Source organism: Rectinema subterraneum (assembly GCA_009768935.1).
Lineage (GTDB): Bacteria > Spirochaetota > Spirochaetia > Treponematales > Rectinemataceae > Rectinema > Rectinema subterraneum.
Genome location: WESA01000018.1, coordinates 1 through 21,326, shown reverse-complemented (window position 1 = coordinate 21,326; position 21,326 = coordinate 1). Strand labels below are relative to the sequence as shown.

Annotated in this window: 17 protein-coding genes, 2 tRNA genes and 1 riboswitch; of the genes, 6 read left to right on the top strand and 13 right to left on the bottom strand. The window is 54.0% G+C overall.

The window, feature by feature from the left end:
- The first annotated feature begins 214 nt into the window (after nucleotides 1–214).
- From GAP13_RS06215 to GAP13_RS06205, 3 genes are read left to right on the top strand one after another with little or no spacing between them, the layout of a single operon-like run.
- The gene (locus GAP13_RS06215; protein ID WP_158907276.1) at nucleotides 215–1,531 is read left to right on the top strand and encodes a fucose isomerase; all 1,317 of its coding nucleotides are present in this window, start codon (nucleotides 215–217) and stop codon (nucleotides 1,529–1,531) included.
- 16 nt (nucleotides 1,532–1,547) lie between these two features.
- Nucleotides 1,548–2,855 carry a glycoside hydrolase family 31 family protein gene (locus tag GAP13_RS06210; RefSeq protein WP_158907274.1) on the top strand — a complete coding sequence of 436 codons (1,308 nt, stop codon included), beginning with the start codon at nucleotides 1,548–1,550 and terminating at the stop codon, nucleotides 2,853–2,855.
- Nucleotides 2,813–3,652, top strand: a complete 840-nt coding sequence (locus GAP13_RS06205) for a DMT family transporter (protein ID WP_158907272.1) — start codon at nucleotides 2,813–2,815, stop codon at nucleotides 3,650–3,652. Before GAP13_RS06210 ends, GAP13_RS06205 begins: the two co-directional genes overlap by 43 nt.
- Before the next feature lie 66 nt (nucleotides 3,653–3,718).
- Here the strand turns inward: GAP13_RS06205 and ispF are convergent, their stop codons facing one another.
- Nucleotides 3,719–4,957: a 2-C-methyl-D-erythritol 2,4-cyclodiphosphate synthase gene (gene ispF / locus GAP13_RS06200; RefSeq protein WP_158907270.1), complete on the bottom strand. Its 1,239-nt coding sequence runs from the start codon at nucleotides 4,955–4,957 to the stop codon at nucleotides 3,719–3,721.
- Nucleotides 4,954–5,454 carry a CarD family transcriptional regulator gene (locus GAP13_RS06195; protein WP_158907268.1) on the bottom strand — a complete coding sequence of 167 codons (501 nt, stop codon included), beginning with the start codon at nucleotides 5,452–5,454 and terminating at the stop codon, nucleotides 4,954–4,956. The genes ispF and GAP13_RS06195 overlap by 4 nt, the downstream gene beginning before the upstream one ends.
- A gap of 176 nt (nucleotides 5,455–5,630) precedes the next feature.
- On the opposite strand from GAP13_RS06195, the gene GAP13_RS06190 reads away from it, so the two are divergent.
- Both GAP13_RS06190 and GAP13_RS06185 read left to right on the top strand, forming a co-directional pair.
- On the top strand, nucleotides 5,631–6,428 hold the full coding sequence (locus GAP13_RS06190) for a TVP38/TMEM64 family protein (protein ID WP_158907266.1): 798 nt from the start codon (nucleotides 5,631–5,633) through the stop codon (nucleotides 6,426–6,428).
- Entirely contained in the window at nucleotides 6,425–8,158 is a 1,734-nt protein-coding gene (locus GAP13_RS06185; protein WP_158907264.1) for an energy transducer TonB, read from the top strand. Before GAP13_RS06190 ends, GAP13_RS06185 begins: the two co-directional genes overlap by 4 nt.
- 17 nt (nucleotides 8,159–8,175) lie before the next feature.
- Here GAP13_RS06185 and GAP13_RS06180 read toward each other — a convergent pair whose 3' ends face one another.
- The 8 genes from GAP13_RS06180 to GAP13_RS06145 form a co-directional block, all read right to left on the bottom strand.
- Nucleotides 8,176–9,291, bottom strand: a complete 1,116-nt coding sequence (locus GAP13_RS06180; RefSeq protein ID WP_158907262.1) for an NHL repeat-containing protein — start codon at nucleotides 9,289–9,291, stop codon at nucleotides 8,176–8,178.
- 78 nt (nucleotides 9,292–9,369) lie between these two features.
- Entirely contained in the window at nucleotides 9,370–11,343 is a 1,974-nt protein-coding gene (locus GAP13_RS06175) for a TonB-dependent receptor plug domain-containing protein (protein WP_158907260.1), read from the bottom strand.
- 194 nt (nucleotides 11,344–11,537) lie between these two features.
- Nucleotides 11,538–11,675, bottom strand: a riboswitch (cobalamin riboswitch).
- A 93-nt stretch (nucleotides 11,676–11,768) separates the two neighbouring features.
- Nucleotides 11,769–11,840 (bottom strand) — tRNA-Glu (locus tag GAP13_RS06170).
- A gap of 32 nt (nucleotides 11,841–11,872) precedes the next feature.
- Nucleotides 11,873–11,943 (bottom strand) — tRNA-Gln (locus GAP13_RS06165).
- 102 nt (nucleotides 11,944–12,045) lie between these two features.
- Nucleotides 12,046–14,250: a single-stranded-DNA-specific exonuclease RecJ gene (gene recJ / locus GAP13_RS06160; RefSeq protein ID WP_158907258.1), complete on the bottom strand. Its 2,205-nt coding sequence runs from the start codon at nucleotides 14,248–14,250 to the stop codon at nucleotides 12,046–12,048.
- Entirely contained in the window at nucleotides 14,247–15,557 is a 1,311-nt protein-coding gene (locus GAP13_RS06155; protein ID WP_158907256.1) for a thymidine phosphorylase, read from the bottom strand. The genes recJ and GAP13_RS06155 overlap by 4 nt, the downstream gene beginning before the upstream one ends.
- An 84-nt stretch (nucleotides 15,558–15,641) precedes the next feature.
- The gene (recO, locus tag GAP13_RS06150; RefSeq protein WP_158907254.1) at nucleotides 15,642–16,415 is read right to left on the bottom strand and encodes a DNA repair protein RecO; all 774 of its coding nucleotides are present in this window, start codon (nucleotides 16,413–16,415) and stop codon (nucleotides 15,642–15,644) included.
- A gap of 3 nt (nucleotides 16,416–16,418) precedes the next feature.
- Nucleotides 16,419–17,144, bottom strand: coding sequence for a rhomboid family intramembrane serine protease (locus tag GAP13_RS06145; protein ID WP_158907252.1), 726 nt, complete (start codon nucleotides 17,142–17,144; stop codon nucleotides 16,419–16,421).
- Nucleotides 17,145–17,321: 177 nt separating this feature from the next.
- Here GAP13_RS06145 and GAP13_RS06140 point away from each other — a divergent pair, with 177 nt between their 5' ends.
- Nucleotides 17,322–17,972 (top strand): HAD-IA family hydrolase, encoded by a 651-nt coding sequence (locus tag GAP13_RS06140; RefSeq protein WP_158907250.1) that lies wholly within the window; start codon nucleotides 17,322–17,324, stop codon nucleotides 17,970–17,972.
- A gap of 16 nt (nucleotides 17,973–17,988) precedes the next feature.
- On the opposite strand, the gene GAP13_RS06135 is transcribed toward GAP13_RS06140, so the two are convergent.
- The 3 genes from GAP13_RS06135 to GAP13_RS06125 all read right to left on the bottom strand — a co-directional run.
- Complete coding sequence (locus GAP13_RS06135) at nucleotides 17,989–18,882, bottom strand: ABC transporter permease (protein WP_158907248.1); 894 nt, start codon at nucleotides 18,880–18,882, stop codon at nucleotides 17,989–17,991.
- Nucleotides 18,879–19,913 carry an ABC transporter permease gene (locus GAP13_RS06130; protein WP_222126163.1) on the bottom strand — a complete coding sequence of 345 codons (1,035 nt, stop codon included), beginning with the start codon at nucleotides 19,911–19,913 and terminating at the stop codon, nucleotides 18,879–18,881. Before GAP13_RS06130 ends, GAP13_RS06135 begins: the two co-directional genes overlap by 4 nt.
- Nucleotides 19,910–21,326: ABC transporter ATP-binding protein (locus GAP13_RS06125; protein ID WP_158907244.1), on the bottom strand; the 1,417-nt coding region annotated here is incomplete at its 5' end. The genes GAP13_RS06130 and GAP13_RS06125, both read right to left, overlap by 4 nt.

Sequence of the window (21,326 nt, the reverse complement as noted above, 5' to 3'; positions counted from 1 at the left end):
GTTTTCTGCATGAAATGAAAGCTGAGACATAAAAATTATACACTGACTTGCGCGAGAATGCAATGCAAAAATGCCCGCCATTATTACCGCTGTTGACACATATGGCGCGCTGTGTTTTACTTACTTATTGAAAATAATTGCGCCTCTTGGGAGACTTGCCTGCCCGTTTGCTCGGGCATTTGCATCGAGGCTTTCGATGCGCAGGGAGTAATTCATGAAAGAAGCGATAACGCTCGGTGTTGTATGCCTTGCACGCACAACCTTCGATTATGCAGCAGCAAAGGAGCTGTGGGACGGAATTCGCAGCGATCTCGAAGCAATAGAGAATGTCCGCATTGTTGCGCCCCGCGCGCTTGTGTTCGAGGTCGACGAGGCAAAAGCCGCTGCTTCGCAGCTCGCACGCGCGCAGGTCGATGGGCTTGTCATTATTTCCGGTACATTTCACCTGGGCCATCTGGCGCTCGAGCTTGTCAAAACAGTGCATACGCCAGTCTTGCTCTGGGGCCTGCCGGAACTTCCCTACAATGGCGGCAAAATCCGCCTCAATTCGGTCTGTGGCGTGAATCTGAATGCATCGAACCTCTACAAGTCGGGCGTGCAGAATTACCATGTGACGATAGGCGAGCATATCGACATGAACTGGGTCGACGCAATCCGCGTGCTGAAAGTACTTTCCCGTTCGCATATCGGTATTCTGGGCTACCGCGCACATGGATTTTTCAACCTGAGCGTGGCTGACCTTGCGCTCTATCGCCAGACAGGCATTCTCATCGATCACTACGAGCTTTCGGAAGTATGGAATTTTCCTGCTTCGGACGAAGCGGTTCAGGCTCGTGCCACGCAGCTTCGCGGCATTTTCGATGTTTCCGGTATCACCGCAGAGCAATTGCACAAAGTCGCCATGCTCGCGGTCAAGCTTCAAGGATTTCTGGATAAATATGCACTCGATGCGCTCGCTATTCGATGCTGGCCGGAATTCGCGGCAGAATATGGCATCTCGCCCTGCGCTGCGATGAGCCTTTTGCAGAGCGAGCACCGTATTCTTGCATGCGAAGGCGATGTGGAAGGCGGGCTCTCGATGCTCATGCACCGCGCGGTAGGAGCGGAAACGCCCTTCCTGTTCGATTTCTCGCAGGTTGATTTTGAAAAGGATTTTGCTCTTTTCTGGCACTGCGGCGTTGCGCCCTGCAACCTCTGGGATGGGCGCTGTGTGCGCTCTCTCGATACCTATTTTGCAGGCGGCAAAGGAGTTACTGCTGATTTCGTGCTCAAGGAAGGTGAGCTTTCGGTTCTGAGACTCGATTCTTCGGAAGGCAAATACCGCGTTTTCCTTCAGCGAGCTCGCGCTATTCCTATGGAGAAAGAGCTCAAAGGCACCTACCTCAAAGCAAAATTCGATGTCCCGGTAAAGCAGGTTCTCGATAAAGTCATTGGCAAAGGTGTTGCTCATCACGCTTCTGTCGTATATGGTAACTATATCGAACCTTTCAGAATTGCGGCAAAGATCGCTGGCTGGGAGGTTATCGAATAGATATCGGAGTCTGCCTTTGATTTCATTCGAAAACTGGAAACAGGGCTTCCTTGTTACTGTTGCCGGCCAGAGACTTTTGTGGCATTCCGCAAAAAGGCCGGCAGTTTTTGTACATAGAGCCGGCGAGATGCGATCAGCGTGGCGGTCGGCAGGGACCTGCCTGCCCACAATGGCATCCGGGCGCAGCGCATTGTTCCGGTTTTCAAGCGGCCTCGACATGCGCGAAGAATTGCGCGATGCGCGATCTGTCGCGGCGTTTGCGGATTATTCAAGTGCTTACAGCACTGCCATTTTTTCTTTGTATTTTTCTTCTCTGGATAAAGAAATCGATTCAGTGCGCCTGCGTTTCCACGACATGCCGAAAGTCCATTGGAATGGCCTTGGCCCGCGGGAACAGCACCTGGCGCGCGGGACGGTAGCGTTGCCCCTAGGCGCGCGGAGCGCTGCCTTTGCAATGGACGGTCGATTTATTCTCTGTAGCTCCAGCGGGGAGAGAAAGCTCCGTTTTGGCGAGGCAGAGATGCTTTTCGATTTGGATCTACCCGCAGAAGTCCATTTTGGGTATGCCCGCACGCCGGCAGAAGCTTGCCGCCTGTGGCGGTATTCGTTTGGCAGCCTGGATTCTTTCCTTGAAAATCCTGATGAATCGCATAGAGGTGTGCATAGCGGAACAAGCCAGACTCTGATCGCAGCAGCGGCGCGCGCGCATTCTGTGGTCATCCCGCAAGAAGCTGCAGGGCTTCTGGGTTCGCTGTCTTTTTCCGGAGCAGGACCAGAGGATTATCAGCAGCTCAATATGGCAGTCGCTCAGGCAGTTCGCGAAGGATCGATCTGGAAATATGCCAATTTGATGCTCTGTCAGCCCGATATCGCGCTGCCTGCGCAATTCAGGCGGGAAATTGGCAATGCATTTATATCCCTTGGTGATATCCTGCCTGCAAGGCTAAAGAACCGTTATGCCAAAATACGTGCCGGGCTCGAAAAATACTGGGAGTTCTGCAGAATGCGATGGACCGAAGATGGAATACCGGCACTGCTGCATCCTTCGCTCCTGTATCCGCAGGATGTGGCGCTAGAGAGCCGCGACGATCTATTGATGGCAGGCGCCGATATGGTTTTCGCGCCGAATTTGAAAGAAAAAGGCGAGCTAGCTTCCCTTGTGTTGCCGGAAGGTGAATGGGTTCATTTTTGGACTTCGAGGATATATCCTTCGGGCAGGGTAACAGTCCATGCACCAGCGGGCGCTCCTGCGCTTTTCTATCGCGCAGAGAGCGAGTATTCATGGCTATTCGATTCAGTTCGGCAGGTAGCGAGCAGATTATGACAAGCCTTGCAGCGTATTTTCTGGCGCTTTTCGGGAATTTCCTGCTTTCGCTGGGGTTTTCCCTTCAGAAAAAGTATGTGAGCTGGCTTTCGGCAAAGCGCAGAGGCGTACGCATCAAGCGCGGCGAAATCATCGGGTGGTTAAGCGGCTTTACCCTCATGAACCTGCAGCCCATATTCAACTATCTGGCGCTGGGCAAGCTTGCTCCCAATATTGTGGCAGCGATCGGCGGCTCGAATATCGTTTTCACGATCATCCTCTCGTATTTTCTGCTTGGCGAGCGAATTCCTGCGGGGAAAATTCCGTGGATAGCCTTGATGGCCGGATCCCTTGCGCTCGCGGGCTTTGTCGGTCAGGAATCATCCAAGCAATTTCAGGTCGAAGCCTTCTGGACTGCCTTTTTTATTCCTACAGGTTTTGCGATGCTTGTGCTGCTCGCCAACAGGAAAATGACACCCGCACAAGTAGGCATTTTTTTGGGGAGCGCTGCAGGGGCGCTCGGGGGGTTCATGGTGCTCGCTCTGGAAGCGCTGCGCATGACCCGCGGTTCTGATTTTATGAGCTGGATTTTCTCGCCGTATCTCTATGTCTACATTTTTTGTGGCATTTCGTCCTTTTCGATCAAGCAGGTCGCCTTTGAGCGAGGGAGAATGGCGGCGGTCGCGCCGTCTTTCTATGGGCTGCTTGTGCTCTATCCATCTATCGCAACGTATTTTGTCTCGTCGGTGCCGCTGCATCCCCAGCAGATCCTGGCCTTTCTGGGAATCAGCGTTTCGATTATTCTGATTTCTTTGTGACAAGGGGTTGCCAGCGAAGCAGTCAGGAACATGAAAAACGGCTAGCTGCGCACAGGGGCCAATGCCTTACCTTGCAATCAATACGATTGCATGTGCCTCTATGGCTTCGCCGCGCCCGACTGCATCAAAACCTTCCTTTGTTTTGGCTTTGAAGGAAACAGAGCCTTGAGGGATATTGAGCGCGCGTGCGATTGCGCTGCAAATCTGCTCCCGATAAGGGCCGAGACGAGGCTTCTCGAGGATGACCGTGCAGTCGATATTCACGATATGCCAATCCTGCCTGTGCAGCATCGCAGCGACCTTGCGCGCAAGCGCGGTGGAATCGGCGTTTTTCCATTCGGGCTTGCCGGGCGGGAAATGCGTGCCGATATCGCCAAGCGCGGCCGCGCCCAAAAGTGCATCGATCAGCGCGTGCCAGAGGACATCGCCATCCGAGTAACCTGCTTCGCCGCGATCGCTTTCGATCTGCACTCCAGCAAGGAGAAGCGGACGATCCGCAATCAACGGATGGATATCGTATCCGATGCCGGTTCGCGTAGTCGGAGCGGCCGCCGGTTTGGCCTCCGGCATAGCTGGCGATCCGAACAAATCTTCTCTATACGTGATTTTGCGGTTCTGGCGCTCGCCTTCGATCCAGAAAACCGGCCCGACATAATGATCCCAGATCATTGCATCGTCGGTAGCAACATAGCCTTCGCGCGCGGCAAGCTCGTGAGCAGCCAGGATTTCCGGAAACGAGAATGCCTGCGGTGTCTGTGCAGTCATGACATGCGCGCGCGAAGGGTGTGTATGCACAACCTGGCCTTTGACTATTTTCGGTGTTTCGACAAGAGGCGCAAGGGGCAGGCATGCTCCATGCATGCGAGTCTGCTCAATTGTCGTGCGCACAAGATCGGCTGAGATCCAGGGGCGCGCTCCGTCATGTATGAGCACGATGTCGCGATCGCAGCCAAGCTCTTTGAGCGCCCGCAGGCCAAAGAGCACAGAATCCTGGCGCGTTGAGCCGCCTTCGACGATCGCAAAGCCTCTTTCGAGGCGCGCGATGACGGGGCTCAAGGCAGACTGGGCAAAAAATGCCTCAAATTCCGCTCTTGCGCCAGGCGGGCATGTCACGACGATGCCGGAGCACGTCTCGATAAATGGCTCGATAGCGCGTTCGAGCACCGTACAGCCTTCAAACTGCTCGAGCTCCTTTTTCTGTCCTCCGAAACGCGTGCTTGAACCTGCCGCGGTGATGAGGGCAAAGACGCGCCCGTCGAGAGGGAGCGAAGGAGCAGGGATGGGCTTGGAAAGCGAGGTACTCATTTATCCAGATTGGCGCGGATAATCTTGACGATCTCCTCTTTTGGACGATCGAGCGCAAAAGCAATCTCGTCTTGCAGGAGGTTCAGTGCGGATTCATAGAGTTTACGCTCCAGAATCGGGAGTTCCTTGATTTTCGAGCGCTGATAGAGCGAACGAACGACCGCGGCGATATCCATAATCGAGCCTTTCTTGAGAAGGTCGAGGTTCATCTGGTAACGCAGCTTCCAGTCGGAAGGAATAGTGGATGCAGCTTGAGAGATATATTCAAGCGCTGTTTCCGCTTCCTCTCTGGAGACAAGGGGGCGAATGCCGAGCGCTTCGACTTTGTCGACTGGCACCATAACGGTCATGTCGGAAAATTCGAGATAGATGATGTAGTACAGCGTTTTCTGGCCGTTGAATGCTTTTTCCCGTATTTCCATTATGCGGCCGACGCCCTGGCTCGGATAGACGACTCGCTGGTCGATTTGGAAGTCTGTTGTCTGGTCATTTGGCATAGGTTAGCTATAATAGCAGAAAAATGAATAACAGTCAAAACCTCGGCACAGCTTTCTGCAAAAATCGTAAATAGCAAAAAGAATTGCACGATAGAGCCAATAAGCGATAGCCGGCTTCCGCCGAATTGCTCCTGACTTGTGCGAGCCCCATAAGCGAGAGTATCTTAGTGCCGACTATGAGCAATAAGAAAGAGCAAAAGAAGCAGGCTAGTTTACAGTCGGGAGCGTTGCAGCCGCATGTGTCGCAGCCGGAGGCGCAGAAAAAACAGCCGGAGCCGCAGGGTAAGCAGGCCCCGGGCTTGAGCAGTTTTGCATTTCCGATTCTGCTAGTGCTGTTTGTTGTGGCAGGATTTCTGCTCCGCAGCGCGCTTGCGCCTCTCTTGTCGAAAAAAGAAGCCTTGCGCGAATGGGTGCTGGCATTTGGCGCATTCGGATGGCTTGTGTTCATATCGCTTCAGATTCTGCAGGTGGTGATTTTTATAATTCCTGGCGAGGTTATGCAGATTTCGGGGGGATTCATTTTCGGCTTCTGGGGCGGCCTGGCGCTGACTATGGCTGGAATCGGCATCGGATCCGCAATCAATTTTTTTCTCGGGAAAGCGCTGGGGCCGCAATTTCTCATGGCCATTCTTTCCAGAGAGCAGTACGAAAAGCTGCAGCAATATGCGAAAGACGCACGAACCTTTGCGGGGTTGATTCTTTTGTTTCTAATTCCGGGGATTCCGAAGGATGTGCTGTGTTATTTTGCCGGGGCTGGCGAGCGCGAATTTCTGTATTTCATTGTTGCGTCGATGCTTGCGCGAATGCCGGGCATCATCGGAACAACACTGGCGGGGAGTGCGGTTTACAAGGACAAGTTGGGCCTTGTGGTGGTGCTCGCCGTTGTGACTGCAATAGCAATGATTCTGGGTATTTTTTTCAGAAACAAGATAGAAGCGGCGATCAAAAAGCTTCTTCATCGGAAAAAGGCATGAGGCAGAGGAGGAATCAGCTATTTGTCTATCGAGCTGCGGGGCTAGCGCTGTCGTTGGCGATTCATGCGCTCATTATTTTTGCGCCAATTGGAATGCGCGCAGTACGGCAGCCTTTTGTGGTGTCTTTGAACATCGATGAATTGCGGGAAGCCGATGTGCTGTCTCGTGAGGCTCCGAAGGTGATTCAAGATCCTGTCGGGCAAGTCAAGCAGGTAAAGCAAGACAAGCAAGAAACAGCTTTGAAGCAGACAGAGGTGCCTGAAGCAACTCAGCAGCCTTTCGAAAAAGAAGCGGTTTTGCCGCAGGCAGAGGCGCCTGAAATACACATCCCTGATATACCCGCAGCTGCAGAGGCAATAGAAGCAAAAGAATCTTTACAGGAACCGCTGAGTGCTCAAGCAGAAATCGCTCGCGAAATCCCTGGGCCTTCTGCGCTGGAAGAAGCGCCTGCGCCTGCGCGGGCAATGTCTGAAATGCCAATAGAAGCGTCGGCAACGCTGCCAGCGGCGCCAGCAGTGCCGATAGAAGCACCAGCAGTGCCAATAGCGGAGTCTGAAGTACAACAATTTGCGCCAGCAGAACCGCCTGCCAAACCAGCACCCCAAGCAGCGCAAGCATTTGCACAGGCAGCGCCTCAAGCAGCGCGCTCAACAGAGCCGACACTTTCGGACGTTCCTGTGGATGCGCTGCAGCCAACGCCCAGCCAAGCGCTATCTGTTCCACAAGCAGAAAAACCCTTGCCGGCGAAGCCAAAGCTGGCTCTTTCTCGGGAGGGCCTTGCTTCAAGCCTTATAGCGCTCCCGCAAAGCATTTCAGGAGATGTGCCTGCCGGCCAGAAGCAGGCCAAGGGAGCAATCTCAAGGTCTTCCGTATCGGCAGCTCAATCTTCAGCTCCATCTTCAGCTGCCATAGCTCCGCAAGAAGGCGTGTTCCATGACGATGCCGAAGAAATTCGCGCCGAGCATGTAAATGATTTTCTTGCAAAGCGAAAGTCTGGCAGCCCGGCTGCCTTTCAGGGAGAGCAACAGCCGGAAAGCGCTTTGGTGCCAGCCAGCTTGCATGAAAGCCAGTTGCAACCTATAGCGCAAGGCAGTGCAGAGGCCTCTTCGGCTGGTTCTCTGGAGGCTCGCGCTGAAGGAAGTGCTTCTTTGACAAACCAGCGCGCAATCCAAAACGACTTTGGCTCAGCGAATGCAGTCGTCGAGGTGCGCGAGCAGTCACGGGCAGATGGAGCGCTCGCTAGGAGTGACGCGTCCGAACCTTCCGGAATCGATGCTCCCGAATCTCCCAAAAGCACCGTTTCCGCTTCTGATTTAGATGCCGAAAGCCCGCTGATTCTGGAAAAGCCGCTTGAGAGGGACCCATTGGAGCCAGCCCGAACAGAGTCGGTCCAAACAGAGCCAGCCTGGTCAAAGTCAGCCTCAATGGAGTCTGCACCGGCCACTTATGACACTGTTGAATCTCTTGCCGCCGCAATTGCTGGCAAGCTTGCCGCTCAGAAGCAATATCCCGCCGCAGCCCTCAAAAGAAAAAGCGAAGGCACTGTCCGGATTGCATTGCAAGTTGCGCCGGACGGCACCCTCGCTTCGTTGGCCATTCAATCCCGGTCTGGGAGCGCGATTCTCGATGAGGCAGCGCTCCAGCTTGTCAGGAGCATTTTCCCCTTGCACATCAGGCTGGAGACTGCTGTTTCGCTCCTCATCCCTGTCGAATATCGGATTCCCAGGTGAATCGGGCATATCGGCGGCTATTGCCTGACCGCGATATTCGTAATCATTTCGCCTGATTTTCCTGTAGGAATTGCGGTTGTCGGGCTGTTCAGCCCGAAGCGGTACACTGTCTGTGCTCCGTCAGGCACATAGGCATAGCCTTCTCGCACCGCAATATCCATTGAGCCAAAGGAGACGCCAGAGCTGGTTTTGATTTCGGTGAGGCGGGAAGCGTCGCTTGCAAGCTTGGACAGATCGATGAGCCAGGTGTGCCCGTAGCTAGTTGCGGCGAGATGGGTAGCATCTAAGAAGGCAAGCGCGCTGGCCGAGAGGTCAGATTGGACAACGACCACATCAGCATCACTCGAGGCGCCAAGGGGAATGAAATCGATTGAACCAGGAAGCGGATTCCAATTTGCATCGTAGCCTCCGGAATTTGCCACGAACACGCCGGCTTCCGCAACCCCATCGCCATTGCTGTCGAATTCACCGGCGAGCAATCCGGTCGTGCCGCCCGCAGATGCAGCAAAGCTCTTTTCGACCAACGTGCCTTCTGCATTGAGCCGGTAAACCTTGCCATTGCCATTGTCCGCGACGAACACGCGGTCTGTGCCATTGCCGTCATCGACATACGCGACATCCTGCGGAAAGAAACCAGCGTCGAAGCCACTGATCGCTGTGCCGAACCCTGCAGACGGACTGCTCGGGTTGAATGGATAGACCGCGTTGGCATAGGTGCCGCCCCAATCCGCCGAGCTCACATAGCCTTTTGTGCTGGATGCAATACAGATGTATTGTGCGCTGATTTTCTGCCCTGCCTGCACAACCGAAGGCTTGCTGGACGAAAGATCAAACCAATACAGGCCGGGGCTTGTATTCTGCCAGCTTGCTACCGCAAGAAATGCCTTTGTCCCGCTGATGATCATCTTGCCGGTCGCGTTCTGCTGTGTGCTGACAAGCGGCACTGCAGCGCTCTCTGCCTTGTCGGCATCGATTTCGTACACATTCCCGTTTTTCGAATCTACCGCAAAGACAACAGCGCTCGAGCCTTGCGGCGACGAAAACAGATCGCAGCCCGCCAGTCCTGCGAGCAGCATCGCGATCATCCCTGCAAACAGAACCGGGCGCCCGATCCTTTGCCACAACTTGTTCATGCTCAACCTCCTCATGTATATTTAAAATGGGCCGCAGCCCAATTTTCCCTTTTGCGGAGATAGCCTCTCTATTCTTTGCTAGTTCTGCTCGGGCCTTGCCCCTTCGAACCGCAGCGTTACGGTGGCCGACACCGAAAAGCCAGGCATCGGGTAGCCTTTTACCGCTTCGTAGCGCTCATCGAACAGATTCTGGAATGAAAGCTCAAAGTCAGAGCGCGGACCAAGTTCCCAGGTCAATTTTGCGTTCGCAATAAGCGTCGCAGGCAAAAATGCTCTATTCCCTGTAGTGATAAAGCGAAGGCTCTGGTAGGTGAACAAGAAAGCACTTTTGAAAGCTTTTGTGGTTCGGCTTGCGCTCAGAGAAGCTGCATGCACCGGGACATAAGGAACCCGCCTGTCGTCAGCGAGAGAAAGATTGCCTGACAGCACATAGCTATAGAGAAATGTGTAGTTTGCGCCCAGATTCCAGGATCCCGCCTTCCAGGAGCTCTCCGCTTCGATCCCGGGGTACAGCGCATTGCCAAAGTTGGAAGGTTTCCATATTCCTGCATCATCTGGCTGCCAGAGAATGACATCGCGTGCATAGCGTGCAAACGTCCCGACCGACCATGTACATGCGTCTTCTTTATGTGTGAGCGATATATCGCTGGAAATGGCTGATTCAGGCTTAAGAGAGGGGTTGCCTTCAGCGCCTCCCGAAGCAGGCCAGTAGAGATCGTCGAAGGAAGGGGCTCGGTATGCGCTCGAAATTGTGGCGCGTATTGCGGTCTGTTTGCTGAAGTCGTGAATAAGCCCGAAACTGGCGGAAACGCCGGAAGGGAAATCGTTCGTTATATCGACCCTGAGCGCTGGAACCGCGGTCCACGCGCCGAATCCGAATGAAGGCTCAGCAAATATCCCCCCTGAGAAACGCTCAGGTGCACTGCCGTCGGCGCCCTTGACTACGCTCGATTCAAGCCTATCGTACCGGAAAGATGCGCCTGCCTTTACTTCGCCATTCCAAGGAGGAAGCCAGGAAAGGCTCGAGTCGAGTCCGGCCCGGTACGAAATGTGAGAATCGACTGCCGACGTCTGTGATTGCTGATAGCGTATTCCTCCTGCCTGCGCATAAGGACTCAGTTCGAGGGCGAGCGCTCCTGCAAGAAGGGCATCGGTGCGAAATTGCATAGTGAGGTTTGCGTTCCAGTCCTCCTGGTGCGCTTCTGGCGTCGGTATATCGAGTGAGCCGGGAATACCGACCGAGCGATAGGAAACCTTTGCTGAAGACGATATTTCTCCGGCCGAAAGCGGAAACCGGGTTTGCAAGCCCCCGCTTGCCGCAAAAAGTCCTGCGTTTTCTCTGCGCCTGCGCTCTCCGTTTGTATCGTAATACGGATAACCGTTCGCCGCCCGGCTGATTTTTGCCCATGCAGAAAGCCACTGATTCTCGGCAGCAAGGGAGAGAGACTGGCCATCGATCAACGCAGACCCGACAAAAGGAACAGTAATCGCCGAAAGCCCATTCCCGATGGTAATCGAGGAAGGAAGGAACGAAGTATTCTCGAGCGATATGCGTGCGGAAAGGTTTTTCGAGCCTCTGCGCGTATGAATGTGAATGACACCGCCCACCGCATCCGCGCCATACTGTGCCGAAAGCCCGCCTCGCTGGACTTCGATCTGTACGATTTGGTCGAGCGGTATTCCAAGGCGCGAGAAATCGGTAAGCCCCGTAGCCGGGTCTGTCACGCGCACACCATCGACGAGGACCAAAACCTGGTTCGAAGTGGATCCCCTCAGGGAAACACTGGCCTGGGCTCCTTCCGATCCGGTAGGGGAGAGAATAACGCCGGGAACAGATGACAGGAGAGAGGGCAAATCTGGCGCTGCGCTCGTCTGGATTGCGTGTTCTTCGATGATGGTTGTGCCGGCAGAAGGGGCGAGGAGGTCAAAAGGCAGAGTTTCTTCAATTATGACAGCGGGCAGCTCAACAGTCTGCGAGAACGCGCGCGGCACGCTTGCTGAACCAAGAAGCAAGCCCAAAAGCAAAAATTTGACCGGACAGGTCGAGCGCATTGCGAGCCTCCTTGCAAATCCGAGGGAAGAGGTTCACGATGCGTCCGCACATCTGTTCATGTGATACCAGAAATACGTGTAAAATCCGGCCTTTTGAACGCGTGGGAGTTTTGGGATTAGGGCGACAGCGCATGAAGAGTTCCTCAAACCTCGAAGTTTTGCCCGATACATGATACCGGGCTCGCCCCAGAGCGGTATCCTGGCTTCCGGATCATCTGAAATGCAGCGCCTTCTCGCGGCTTTATGCCGCAATGGCTGTCGGCTTGACACCGACCTGCTGCATCCATCCCCGGTTACAGTGGCGGGACCGCTGCGGATTCTCACCGCATTCCTCAGGCCCCTGAAGCTGAGTCAGGGTATATTGAGTTCTTATGCGCGGTCAAGAGGGCGCAAAAAAAGCCGGCTTGCAAAAGCCGGCTCTCACATAGCCCCTAGGGGAATCGAACCCCTCTTTAAAGATTGAGAATCTTTTGTCCTAACCGATAGACGAAGGGGCCTCAATCTGCATAATTCTTGATTAAAAATAAAATTCCCCAGGGAGGATTCGAACCCCCACAAGCAGATCCAGAGTCTGCCGTGCTACCATTACACAACCGGGGAATGATGGGTGTACCATAGCGATTTTTCGTGCTTTGGTCAAGAGCTTTTTGCTGAGCGAGTGATGGTGAAAGCGCCGCACCCGTTTCCGCCTTACGCCCGATCTCAGCCTTCGGCGCGGCGAATGTCATACAGCTCGAGCTGCGGGCGTTCTTCTCCATTCCAGTAATTCATAGTCACCTTGTACAGAATGTCGACCCTGTCGCCTTTGCGGAAAGAAAAATCGCGCTCGAGTCTTTCGGCTCCGTCCCAGAGCATTGCAGGCCATTTATAGGTTCCGAAATCGAGCGTGAGCTTGAGGTGATTTTTGCCATTTTTGCCAACGACCTGGGCATCGATCATGCTCACCTGCCTCGAGCAGAAAACGAGCGGATCATTCTCCTCGCCGAAGGGCTCAAAAAGTCGACAGAGGTTTACAAGCTCCGGCGTGACATATGCGTGTGGAAGTTCCGCATCAATGCTGAGCTCCGGTTCTTCTGCATTATATTCTGTCTGAGCCATGAATTCCGAGAGGCGTTCAAGAAAGCTTTGCCAGCGCTCGGTTTTGAGCGTGAATCCGGCGGCGGAATCGTGTCCGCCGTAGTCCAGGAATAGATCCGCACAATGTGCCAGAAGACGGGTAAGGGGGAAGTTCGCGCCGCCGCGGATAGAGCCGGTGCAGGTGCCGTCCGCTTTGAATACCGCAACGATAACCGGCACTTTCATTATGTTGGCTGCTTTCGATGCGAGGAGCCCTGTGATTCCCGGCTTGATTTCAGAGCTGCCCACTACCGCATATTTGCCGCCGCTTTTCTCGAGGCTCTGATTCAAGGCTTCTCGGATATTCTCCCATGCTTCGGTACCGAGCCGACGCCGCTCGCTGTTCGCCTGAATGAGTGCCGATGCCGCAGTAATGGCGCTTTCGACAGTTTTCGCCTGCAAAAGATCGAGGGCGAGCTTAGGCGTGCCAAGGCGGCCTGCCGCATTGATTGTCGGCGTAATCTGCCAGGCGATTTCGATCGCTCCGAGAGGTTTTGCGAGTCCGAGGCCCGATTTGAGTTCCCGAATGCCGTTGCTGGGTGAAGCATTTATGCTTTCTACACCTTTGCGGACTATGATACGATTTTCATCCTTGAGCGGCATGAGGTCGGCTATGGTGCCGAGAGCCGCAAGCTGGAACATGCGCTCTGTCAGCAGGTTTTGGCTCTGCAGCGTCTGCAGGACATAGGCGCTGAAAATGCCTTTGAGCGTATCGATAGCCGAATGCGCGCTGCCTGCGTATTTTTTAAGCCTGGAAGCCCGGACGAGCGAAGCGAATGGACTGCGCGCCATTGCAGGCCAGAATCCGGCCGAGAGCTGGCCCAGATCCATTACATCGAGCTCGGCGGCATTGCCGAAGTGCTCTCTGAAAAATGAATGTATTTCTTTTTTGTTCCAGGCAATGATAACGCGGCCGCGAAGGAATTTTTCAAGCTTTTCCAGGGTGTCCGATGGGAACACGCCATCACTGCCCGAGCGAATCTTCAATCGGGATGTCTCGATGAGATTATCGAGCCTGACAGCTTCGATGGTCAGCGCAGAAACAGAATCTGCGACCATGGCACTGTCAGCACCGCCGGCGTCATCAGCAAGCCCGGCAGCCTCATCCAACGAAAGAGCGCTGCCTGCATACAGCAAAGCGAAAGGCTCCTTGTACATGCCAAGGCGGGCAATTGCAAGGGCATGTGCCAGTTTGAGGGCAACGCCGCAGCCTGAAAGATCGCGGAAGGGATAGCCACAGTCCGGAAGTTTCGGATCGAGCACTGCTATAGCTTGGGGTGGGGCGGGCGCTTGCAGGTGATGGTGATCTGCAATTATGACATCAATGCCTTTGCGCTGCGCATACGCGACTTCATCGTGGTTCGATATGCCGCAATCCACGGTGACAATAAGGCTTATATTGTTTTCCGCCGCAAAATCGATGGCCGAAACCGAAAGACCATACGGTTCTTCACCTTCCGGGACTTTATGGAAGACTTCGAGACCGAAATCTCTTAGCAATTCTGTCATAAGTGCGGTCGATGTTATGCCGTCTGTATCGGAATCGCCGAAGATGAGCACTTTCTCATCTTCGTCATGCGCCATCAGAAGGCGATCGATTGCATCTTCCATCGAGGCAAAGAGAAAGGGATTATGAAGCAGTTGAAGGTCATCTTCCAGGTAAAATCGCAGCTGCTCCGGTTCGGTGATGTTTCTTCTTACGAGAATGGATGCAGTCAATGTGTCGATCTGATATCGCCGTGCGATTTCACGTACCAAAGTCGGGTCGATTTCTTTTTTTGTCCATTTCATGGGGCAGTGATTTCCTCAATGACGAGCGATAGTGGCTGTGGCGCTTCTTTTGAAATCGATACAGCTTTGCGAGCAAGAGCCATTGCGGGATCGAGGCTCGCTTCGTCTTTTCCATATGCAATCGCGATGCGATCGCCTTTTTTTACGAGGTCGCCGCGTTTTTTCTCGAAAATAAAACCTGCGGTGGGGCTTACATTGTCTTCAGTACGATTCCTGCCGACGCCGAGATAGACCCCCGCGAGCCCGATATCCAGCGCATCGATCGATTCGATATATCCATCGTTTTCGGCCTTGAGTTCGCGCGCAAAATCCGATCGCCAGGACCCGCGCCGCTTGAGCATCTGGCCTACATTGCCGCCCTGCCTTACGACATTGCGATAGAACCGCTCGAGAGCTGCACCCGAGCTGATTGCCTCTTCGCAGCGGGCGCGTCCTTCTTCGATTGTCTCTGCAGCTCCACCGAGCACGAGCATCCAGGCTCCCAGCCTGAAGGTGAGTTCCATAACATCCTGGGGGCCTTTTCCTTCAAGGCAATCCAGCGTCTCTTCGATTTCGAGAAAATTGCCGACCTTGTAGCCGAGCGGCTGGGACATGTCGGTGAGGACAGCGACGACGCGCTTGCCCATTGCGGTGCCGGTTGCGACAAGGCTCGACGCAAGCGCTTTGGCGTCGTTGTAGGTCTTCATGAAGGCTCCCGAGCCGCATTTTACATCGAATACAATGCCATCAGCGCCTTCGGCTACTTTTTTGGACAGAATCGAAGCGGTGATGAGCGGAATCGATTCAACGGTTGCAGTGACATCGCGAAGCGCATAGAGCTTTTTATCTGCTGGTACAACGCGGGCAGTCTGGCCGGTCATCGCAAAACCGTCTTCGATGAGGCCTTTACGGAATTCGGAAAGCTCGAGGCCTGTGCGATAGCCAGGGATGGATTCGAGCTTGTCCAGCGTTCCCCCTGTGTGGCCAAGCGCGCGCCCGGACATCATCGGGACTTTGACGCCGCAGGCAGCAACCATAGGGGCAAGGGGGAGGGATATTTTGTCTCCCACGCCGCCCGTAGAGTGCTTGTCGACAAAAGGGCCGGGAATACCGGACAGATCCATCCGATCGCCGGAATCGAGCATTGTCTCGGTCAGGATAGCGGTTTCCTTCGCTGTCATGCCGCGGAAAAATATCGCCATCAAAAGGGCGGAGATCTGATAATCCGGTATTTCGCCTTTTACGTATCCATCGATAATAAAACGGATTTCGGCTTCGGTGAGGGTTTCGCCCGCCCGCTTTTTCATCAAGATATCGACTGCTCTCATTGATACTGTCTCCTGCTTTGGCTGCTTCTTAATTATGTCGCAATAGATATGTATATTACTTCAATTTTTTGATATGTAAAAGCACTAATGGAACAGTCGAAGGCTCTGCAACGGACCTTCTGCTGCGGATTCCGCAAGCGATTCGATGATCGCTTCGATATGAAGAAGCGATGGATTTACGCTCATACACCGGGCGGCCTGGCTGTACGAAACATCTAAAATTTCCCTCAAGCATTGGAGCACCATTGCATCGATCAATATCATCGCCGAGGCCGGGAACCCTTCCCTTCGTCGCTCTTCCGCACATCTGGCGCAGAGAAAACTCCGCTCACCCGCCAAAAGGCGCCCGGGAAGCGCGCCTTCCTCTGTGAATCGCTTGCCGCAATGCTCGCATGCGCTGATGTCAGGCGCCAATCCTTGCGGAGCCAGGGCATTCCAGAGGAATGCATACATGGCATAGGGGGCTGAGTCTTCTTCGATTGAAGGGAGTTCGCGGAGCAATGTCGTTATCATCTGGAGAGCGAGGCCGTATTCACCACCAAACGCGGATGTGCGAATCACAAACTCGGCAGCAGCAGCGGCGGCTTGCATATGCGAAAAGCTCGTGTGCAGGCTGTCAAACGTCTCGAGGATCGTGGCTCCTGTCAGCTTCGAAAAATCATTGCGACGGTCATGATAGACTTCGATATCTGCGAGAATATAGGGAGTCGCAACAGATCTGAGCGAGCTTTTGGGTCCGCCGAAAAGAAAGAGCGACAAAATACCTTCTTTGCAAAGAAATGTGACAATCCTGTCGCCTCGGGCTGTATCCTTTGCATGGAGAAAGAGACCTCGATACCGCTCGTTTCGTTCAGCCATCGTTCAATCGTCTACAATCCACCAGTGGAAACCATCGCTATCGCCCGCCAGCCTGCGCTTGCGCCATGCCAGAATGCGCTCGAGTTCTTTTTTCTTGTACCCTCGCGACCAAAGGTACGCGCTCACAAAACCACCGATGTGCGCAAAATACGCCGTCCCTCCAGACTGGATGCTGGCGAGGCCGGACAACCCGCCAAGAACCTGGAGCACGAACCAGAAACCGATGACAACCCACGCAGACAGGGCTGTCGGAATGAAATAGAAAAGAAGGACCACAACCTTGTTCCCCGGAAACAGGACGAGGTACGAAGCGAGCACGCCGGAAATTGCTGCAGAGGCGCCGACAAGTGGCATCTGCAAGGCTGCACCACCCGCCATCAGCGCAAGCAGAATCTGGAGCAGCATGCCAAACGTGCCGGAAAGCAGATACAGAAGAATATAGCGGAGCTTTCCGATGCGGCATTCGACATTGTCTCCGAATACAGCCAGAAAGATCATGTTGCCAAGAATGTGGGCAAAGCCTGCATGGGTGAATTGGCTTGTGATAAGCGTGAAAAGCCGGTGCCCCGACAGGATCTCTTCCGGAATGGCTGCAAGCGCCAGCGTCGCATAATCGTCGAGCGCAAATTTCTGTATAAAAACGAATACAAAGACATTCAGCCCTATGAGGATCCAGTTCACAACAGCTTTGCCGCGCCTTCCGGAATTGTCATCACCAATCGGTATCATTGATTGCTCCTGTTTTATTGCTAGCGACAGGTTAAAAATACCACAGGAGCGGCTTGCAGGCTAGCGATTCGGCTGGCAGCGCATTCAGCAAGTCCGCCAGGCGCGGGCTGCCCTTGTATAGGGGCTTTTCGGTCGCTCTTGCCCCCGGCGCGGCATCCATGGTATTACAATACACAAATGATACGAGCGCTGCTTTTCGATCTTGACAACACCCTTTATTCGGAAGCCACGGGTCTTGAAACGGGCGTGTTGCAGCGCATGAATCAGTTTGTGGCCGACATATTCAATCTGCCATTCTCCGAGGCAGGAAAATTCCGTCGCGAGCATGCAAAGCCGTATGGCACTACTCTTGAATGGCTGATGCGCGAAAAAGGCTTCGCGGAACCGGAGCGCTATTTCAGCTATATTCATCCCGAAGGCGAAGAAGACTGCCTCGAGCCGGATCATGTCCTGCGCCTCATGCTGAATTCGATTCCGCTGCCCAAAGCTGTTCTTACGAATGCACCCCGGGAGCACGCGGAGCGCATCCTTGCGAAACTGGGAATAGCAGAATGTTTTATTGGGGTCTATGATATTTGGTTCAATGAATTGTTGGGCAAGCCGAATCCGAAGGCTTACCTTCGCGCGCTCGATGCTTCCGGATTTGCGCTGGGAGAGACGCTGTTTGTGGATGATCTTCCGAAATATGTCAAAGGATATGCCGATCTCGGCGGTCCCGCTGTTCTGAAAGACGAGATGAACCGATTTCCTGACCTGCCTTGTCGACGTATCCAAACGATTTATGAGCTGCCGGAAGTACTGGACGAAATTGGCATGAAAGCCAGCTAGCGGCTTCTTGTTCTTTTTAATCTTTTTTGCCCGCCGCCGCAGCAACGAGCGAAACCAGGGTCACCGCATAGGGAAGCGCGAGCACCAGCAAAGGCGGAATTGCAGAGAACCCCTGTACATAATTCGACAAGCTCTCTGCAAGAGCGAACAATAAGCAGGAAGCGGCAATCCATAATGGTTTTCCGCGCCCGAGATACATTGCAACGAGCGCAATCCACCCCCGCCCCGCAGTGATGTTCGGTACAAAGGCCGATATTGATACGCCAAGCGCAAAACCGCCAAGCCCGCTCCCGACTCCCGACCAGATCAGCGCGGCCATGTGGTACCGGTCGGGTCGATAGCCCAGCGCATTCACCGCTTCCTCATTCATCCCCGTCGCGCGGATTCGCACACCATGGCGCGTATTCCTGATAATGAACGCCGCAGCAATCACCCACAGCCACGCGCTTGCGGATAGAATATTCTGGGAAAACAAGACAGGGCCTATAAAGGGAATTCGTCCGAGGAAAGCGGGAAATGCGAGCATCACGCGCGGGATGTCGAAAGCCACAACCGCTTTGGTGTGAAACCAGGATTGGGAGAGCACAGCGGTTACACCAACCGCGAGGAGGTTCACCGCGAGCCCTGTTATGAACAGGTTCGCCTTGAACTTGATGGTGATAATCCCCATAAGCCAGGAGCCGACAACCGCAGCGGCTACCCCGGCCATTGCGCCAACAACAAGGCTCCCCGAGGCTCCTGCTGCAGCCATTCCGAAAAAAGCGCCCAACCCCATGAGTCCTTCAAGGGCAATATTCAGCATGCCCGCGAGTTGGGAAAACAGCCCTCCGATCGAAGCGAATAAAAGGGGGGTAGCTGCTGCAATTGTATACTTGAGGATGTCTGCCAGAATCGTGATTGGGGTGCTCATGGGCGCCTTCTCTTGCGGACCGGGAAATGGCGCGCAGTGATGAAGAACATTGCAGCCGCTTGCAGAATCGAAATGATTTCGGAAGGAACTCCTGATCCTATCATGACATGATCAGAGCCTGCTTTGAGGTAAGCAATAAAAAGGGCAGAGGGCAGAATCCCTGCTTCGCTGCTTTGGGCAAGCAAAGCCACCGAAATTGCGCTCCATCCCAGCCCGCTCGAAAAACCGCGCATGACACGCGCCTGCGGACCCATCACAATCAGCGCGCCAGCCAAGCCATAGAGCGCTCCCGAAATGGCCATGGCCGCTGATTGATACAACGCCACAGGAATACCGCAATAACGCGCGAATTCTTCGTTTTCGCCGCACACTCTCAATTCAAACCCCGGCCTTGTATGCTTGCTCATGATTGCAAGGACAGCGATAAGCGCCAATCCGATGAATACCGATATATCCAGTTTTGATGGAGCGAGAATCCTGGGCAAAAGGAGCTGCGAGGAAATCTGCCGTGTTGTCTGGAAATTGCTCGCAGGATCCTGAAAAGGACCAGTTATAAGATAGTCTCCGACATTGAGCACGATAGCGGAAATTAAAAAGGAAGAAATCATCTCCGAAACATGCCAGAGAGCCTTGAGAATCCCGGAGAGCGCGCCGATCAGCCCGCCGGCCACCATGCCGGCAAGTGCAGCAAAAAGCCATGCTTGAGCGGGTGGTATGCGTTCCGGCAACGACAGTGCGAGCATTCCCGCAGCAATTGCTCCTGCATAGATCTGCCCTTCGCCGCCCAGGTTGAAATTCCTAGACCGGAACGCGATGAGGACTCCCAAGCCCGCAATCATGAGCGGTACGGAATCTGCAATGTAATTACCAAAAAAATAACGATTTGCAAATGGCTCGAAAAAGAACTGTCCCAGCGCCGGGGAAAAATCTTTTGTAAAAAGCGCAAGCACGGCCGCAGCGAGCGCAATAGACAGCGCCACAGCAAGCGCAATTCTGGCACCTGCAGGCAATTCTCTTTCGGAGTGCATCATTCGCTCCTTGCTCCGAGCAGATACTCACCGATGCGCTCGCGATTCAGCTCTCCGCTGTTGGACGCAAGCAAAACAGCCCTCCCCCGGTAGAGAACCATAATACTATCAGCGAGCGCAAGAATTTCATCGACATCGGAGGACAAGATGAGAATAGCCGAGCCAGCGGCTTTGGCATCGAGTATTCGCCGGTGCACATTCTCTGTCGATTTGATATCGAGCCCCCATGTTGGTTCGCAGAGAATGAGCAATTTGGGCAGCTGATTAGAGAAAAGGCGAGCTATCGCAAGCTTCTGGATATTGCCGCCTGAGAGTTCGACTGTTTTCTGTTCCGGTTGAGCTGAAATATCGAAGCTGTGAAGCGCATCCTGTGTCTGTCTTGTCGCGAGAGTCGATTCTAACCAGCCTCTGTGGAAATAGCGCGTACGGGATACTGCCATGAAATTGTCGCGCACACTAAGCGAAAGAGCCATTGAGCGGCGCATGCGATCCGAAGGCAGATAACCGATTGCTCCCTTTTTGAGGAGCTGGCGGTATTCATGGATTCGTCGAATATCTAGCTGCGATCCATCGAAAATGCAGAAGCCTTTTGAGGGAACCAAAAAACCGCCCAGCGCATCTTCAAGCTCAGCTAGGCCATTTCCGCTCAGAGCACAGACACCCAGAACTTCGCCTGCATGCACTGCAAAGTGCAGATCAGTTACACCAGTTTCACCATGATGATGGCCTCGAGCGCTCAAGCCCTCGATCTGGAATACGACAGGGCCTTGCGCTGCAGGTTCTGTGCGCGGGCTAATTTCTTCGCAGACATTCGTCCCCATAATCAGGCAGGCAAGTTCATTGGCAGTTGTTGCCGCAATATCATAGGTGCCGACGGTTTTTCCCTGGCGCATGACAGTGACTCTGTCGGCGATACGCATCACTTCGTCGATTTTGTGCGTGACGATGATAATCGTATGCCCCATGCGGCGGATTTCTGCCAATTTTTCAAAAAGCGCGGTCGTTTCTTGTTCTGTGAGTACCGAAGTCGGCTCATCGAGGATAAGGATATGAAGATTGCGCGCAAGCTGGCGCAAAATTGCCACCTGCTGACGCGCGCTTATACTGAGATCTCCTGCTTGAGCCATCGGATCGAGCACAAATCCGTAGTCCGCAGCGATGCGCCTTGTCTGCTCGACAAGACTTTGCCTGTCGAGAATGCCCAATACTCCCGGTATTTTCGAAACGCGGAGCGGCTCGAGACCGAAGAAAATGTTTTCAGCCGTCGTGAGGTCATCGAACATAAGAAAATGCTGGTGCACCATGCCGATCCCGAGCTCGCGCGCATGAGCAGGAGATTGGATATGTACTGGCTTGCCTTCGATTTCTATTGTTCCAGCGTCCGGCAGTTCCAGGCCGGCAAGGATTTTCATAAGG

Coding starts and splice junctions, on each gene's coding strand:
- GAP13_RS06215 (WP_158907276.1), top strand. CDS start 215: ATGAAAGAAGCGATAACGCTCGGTGTTGTATGCCTTGCACGCACAACC.
- GAP13_RS06205 (WP_158907272.1), top strand. CDS start 2,813: ATGGCTATTCGATTCAGTTCGGCAGGTAGCGAGCAGATTATGACAAGC.
- ispF (WP_158907270.1), bottom strand. CDS start 4,957: ATGAGTACCTCGCTTTCCAAGCCCATCCCTGCTCCTTCGCTCCCTCTC.
- GAP13_RS06195 (WP_158907268.1), bottom strand. CDS start 5,454: ATGCCAAATGACCAGACAACAGACTTCCAAATCGACCAGCGAGTCGTC.
- GAP13_RS06190 (WP_158907266.1), top strand. CDS start 5,631: ATGAGCAATAAGAAAGAGCAAAAGAAGCAGGCTAGTTTACAGTCGGGA.
- GAP13_RS06185 (WP_158907264.1), top strand. CDS start 6,425: ATGAGGCAGAGGAGGAATCAGCTATTTGTCTATCGAGCTGCGGGGCTA.
- GAP13_RS06180 (WP_158907262.1), bottom strand. CDS start 9,291: ATGAACAAGTTGTGGCAAAGGATCGGGCGCCCGGTTCTGTTTGCAGGG.
- GAP13_RS06175 (WP_158907260.1), bottom strand. CDS start 11,343: ATGCGCTCGACCTGTCCGGTCAAATTTTTGCTTTTGGGCTTGCTTCTT.
- recJ (WP_158907258.1), bottom strand. CDS start 14,250: ATGAAATGGACAAAAAAAGAAATCGACCCGACTTTGGTACGTGAAATC.
- GAP13_RS06155 (WP_158907256.1), bottom strand. CDS start 15,557: ATGAGAGCAGTCGATATCTTGATGAAAAAGCGGGCGGGCGAAACCCTC.
- recO (WP_158907254.1), bottom strand. CDS start 16,415: ATGGCTGAACGAAACGAGCGGTATCGAGGTCTCTTTCTCCATGCAAAG.
- GAP13_RS06145 (WP_158907252.1), bottom strand. CDS start 17,144: ATGATACCGATTGGTGATGACAATTCCGGAAGGCGCGGCAAAGCTGTT.
- GAP13_RS06140 (WP_158907250.1), top strand. CDS start 17,322: ATGATACGAGCGCTGCTTTTCGATCTTGACAACACCCTTTATTCGGAA.
- GAP13_RS06135 (WP_158907248.1), bottom strand. CDS start 18,882: ATGAGCACCCCAATCACGATTCTGGCAGACATCCTCAAGTATACAATT.
- GAP13_RS06130 (WP_222126163.1), bottom strand. CDS start 19,913: ATGATGCACTCCGAAAGAGAATTGCCTGCAGGTGCCAGAATTGCGCTT.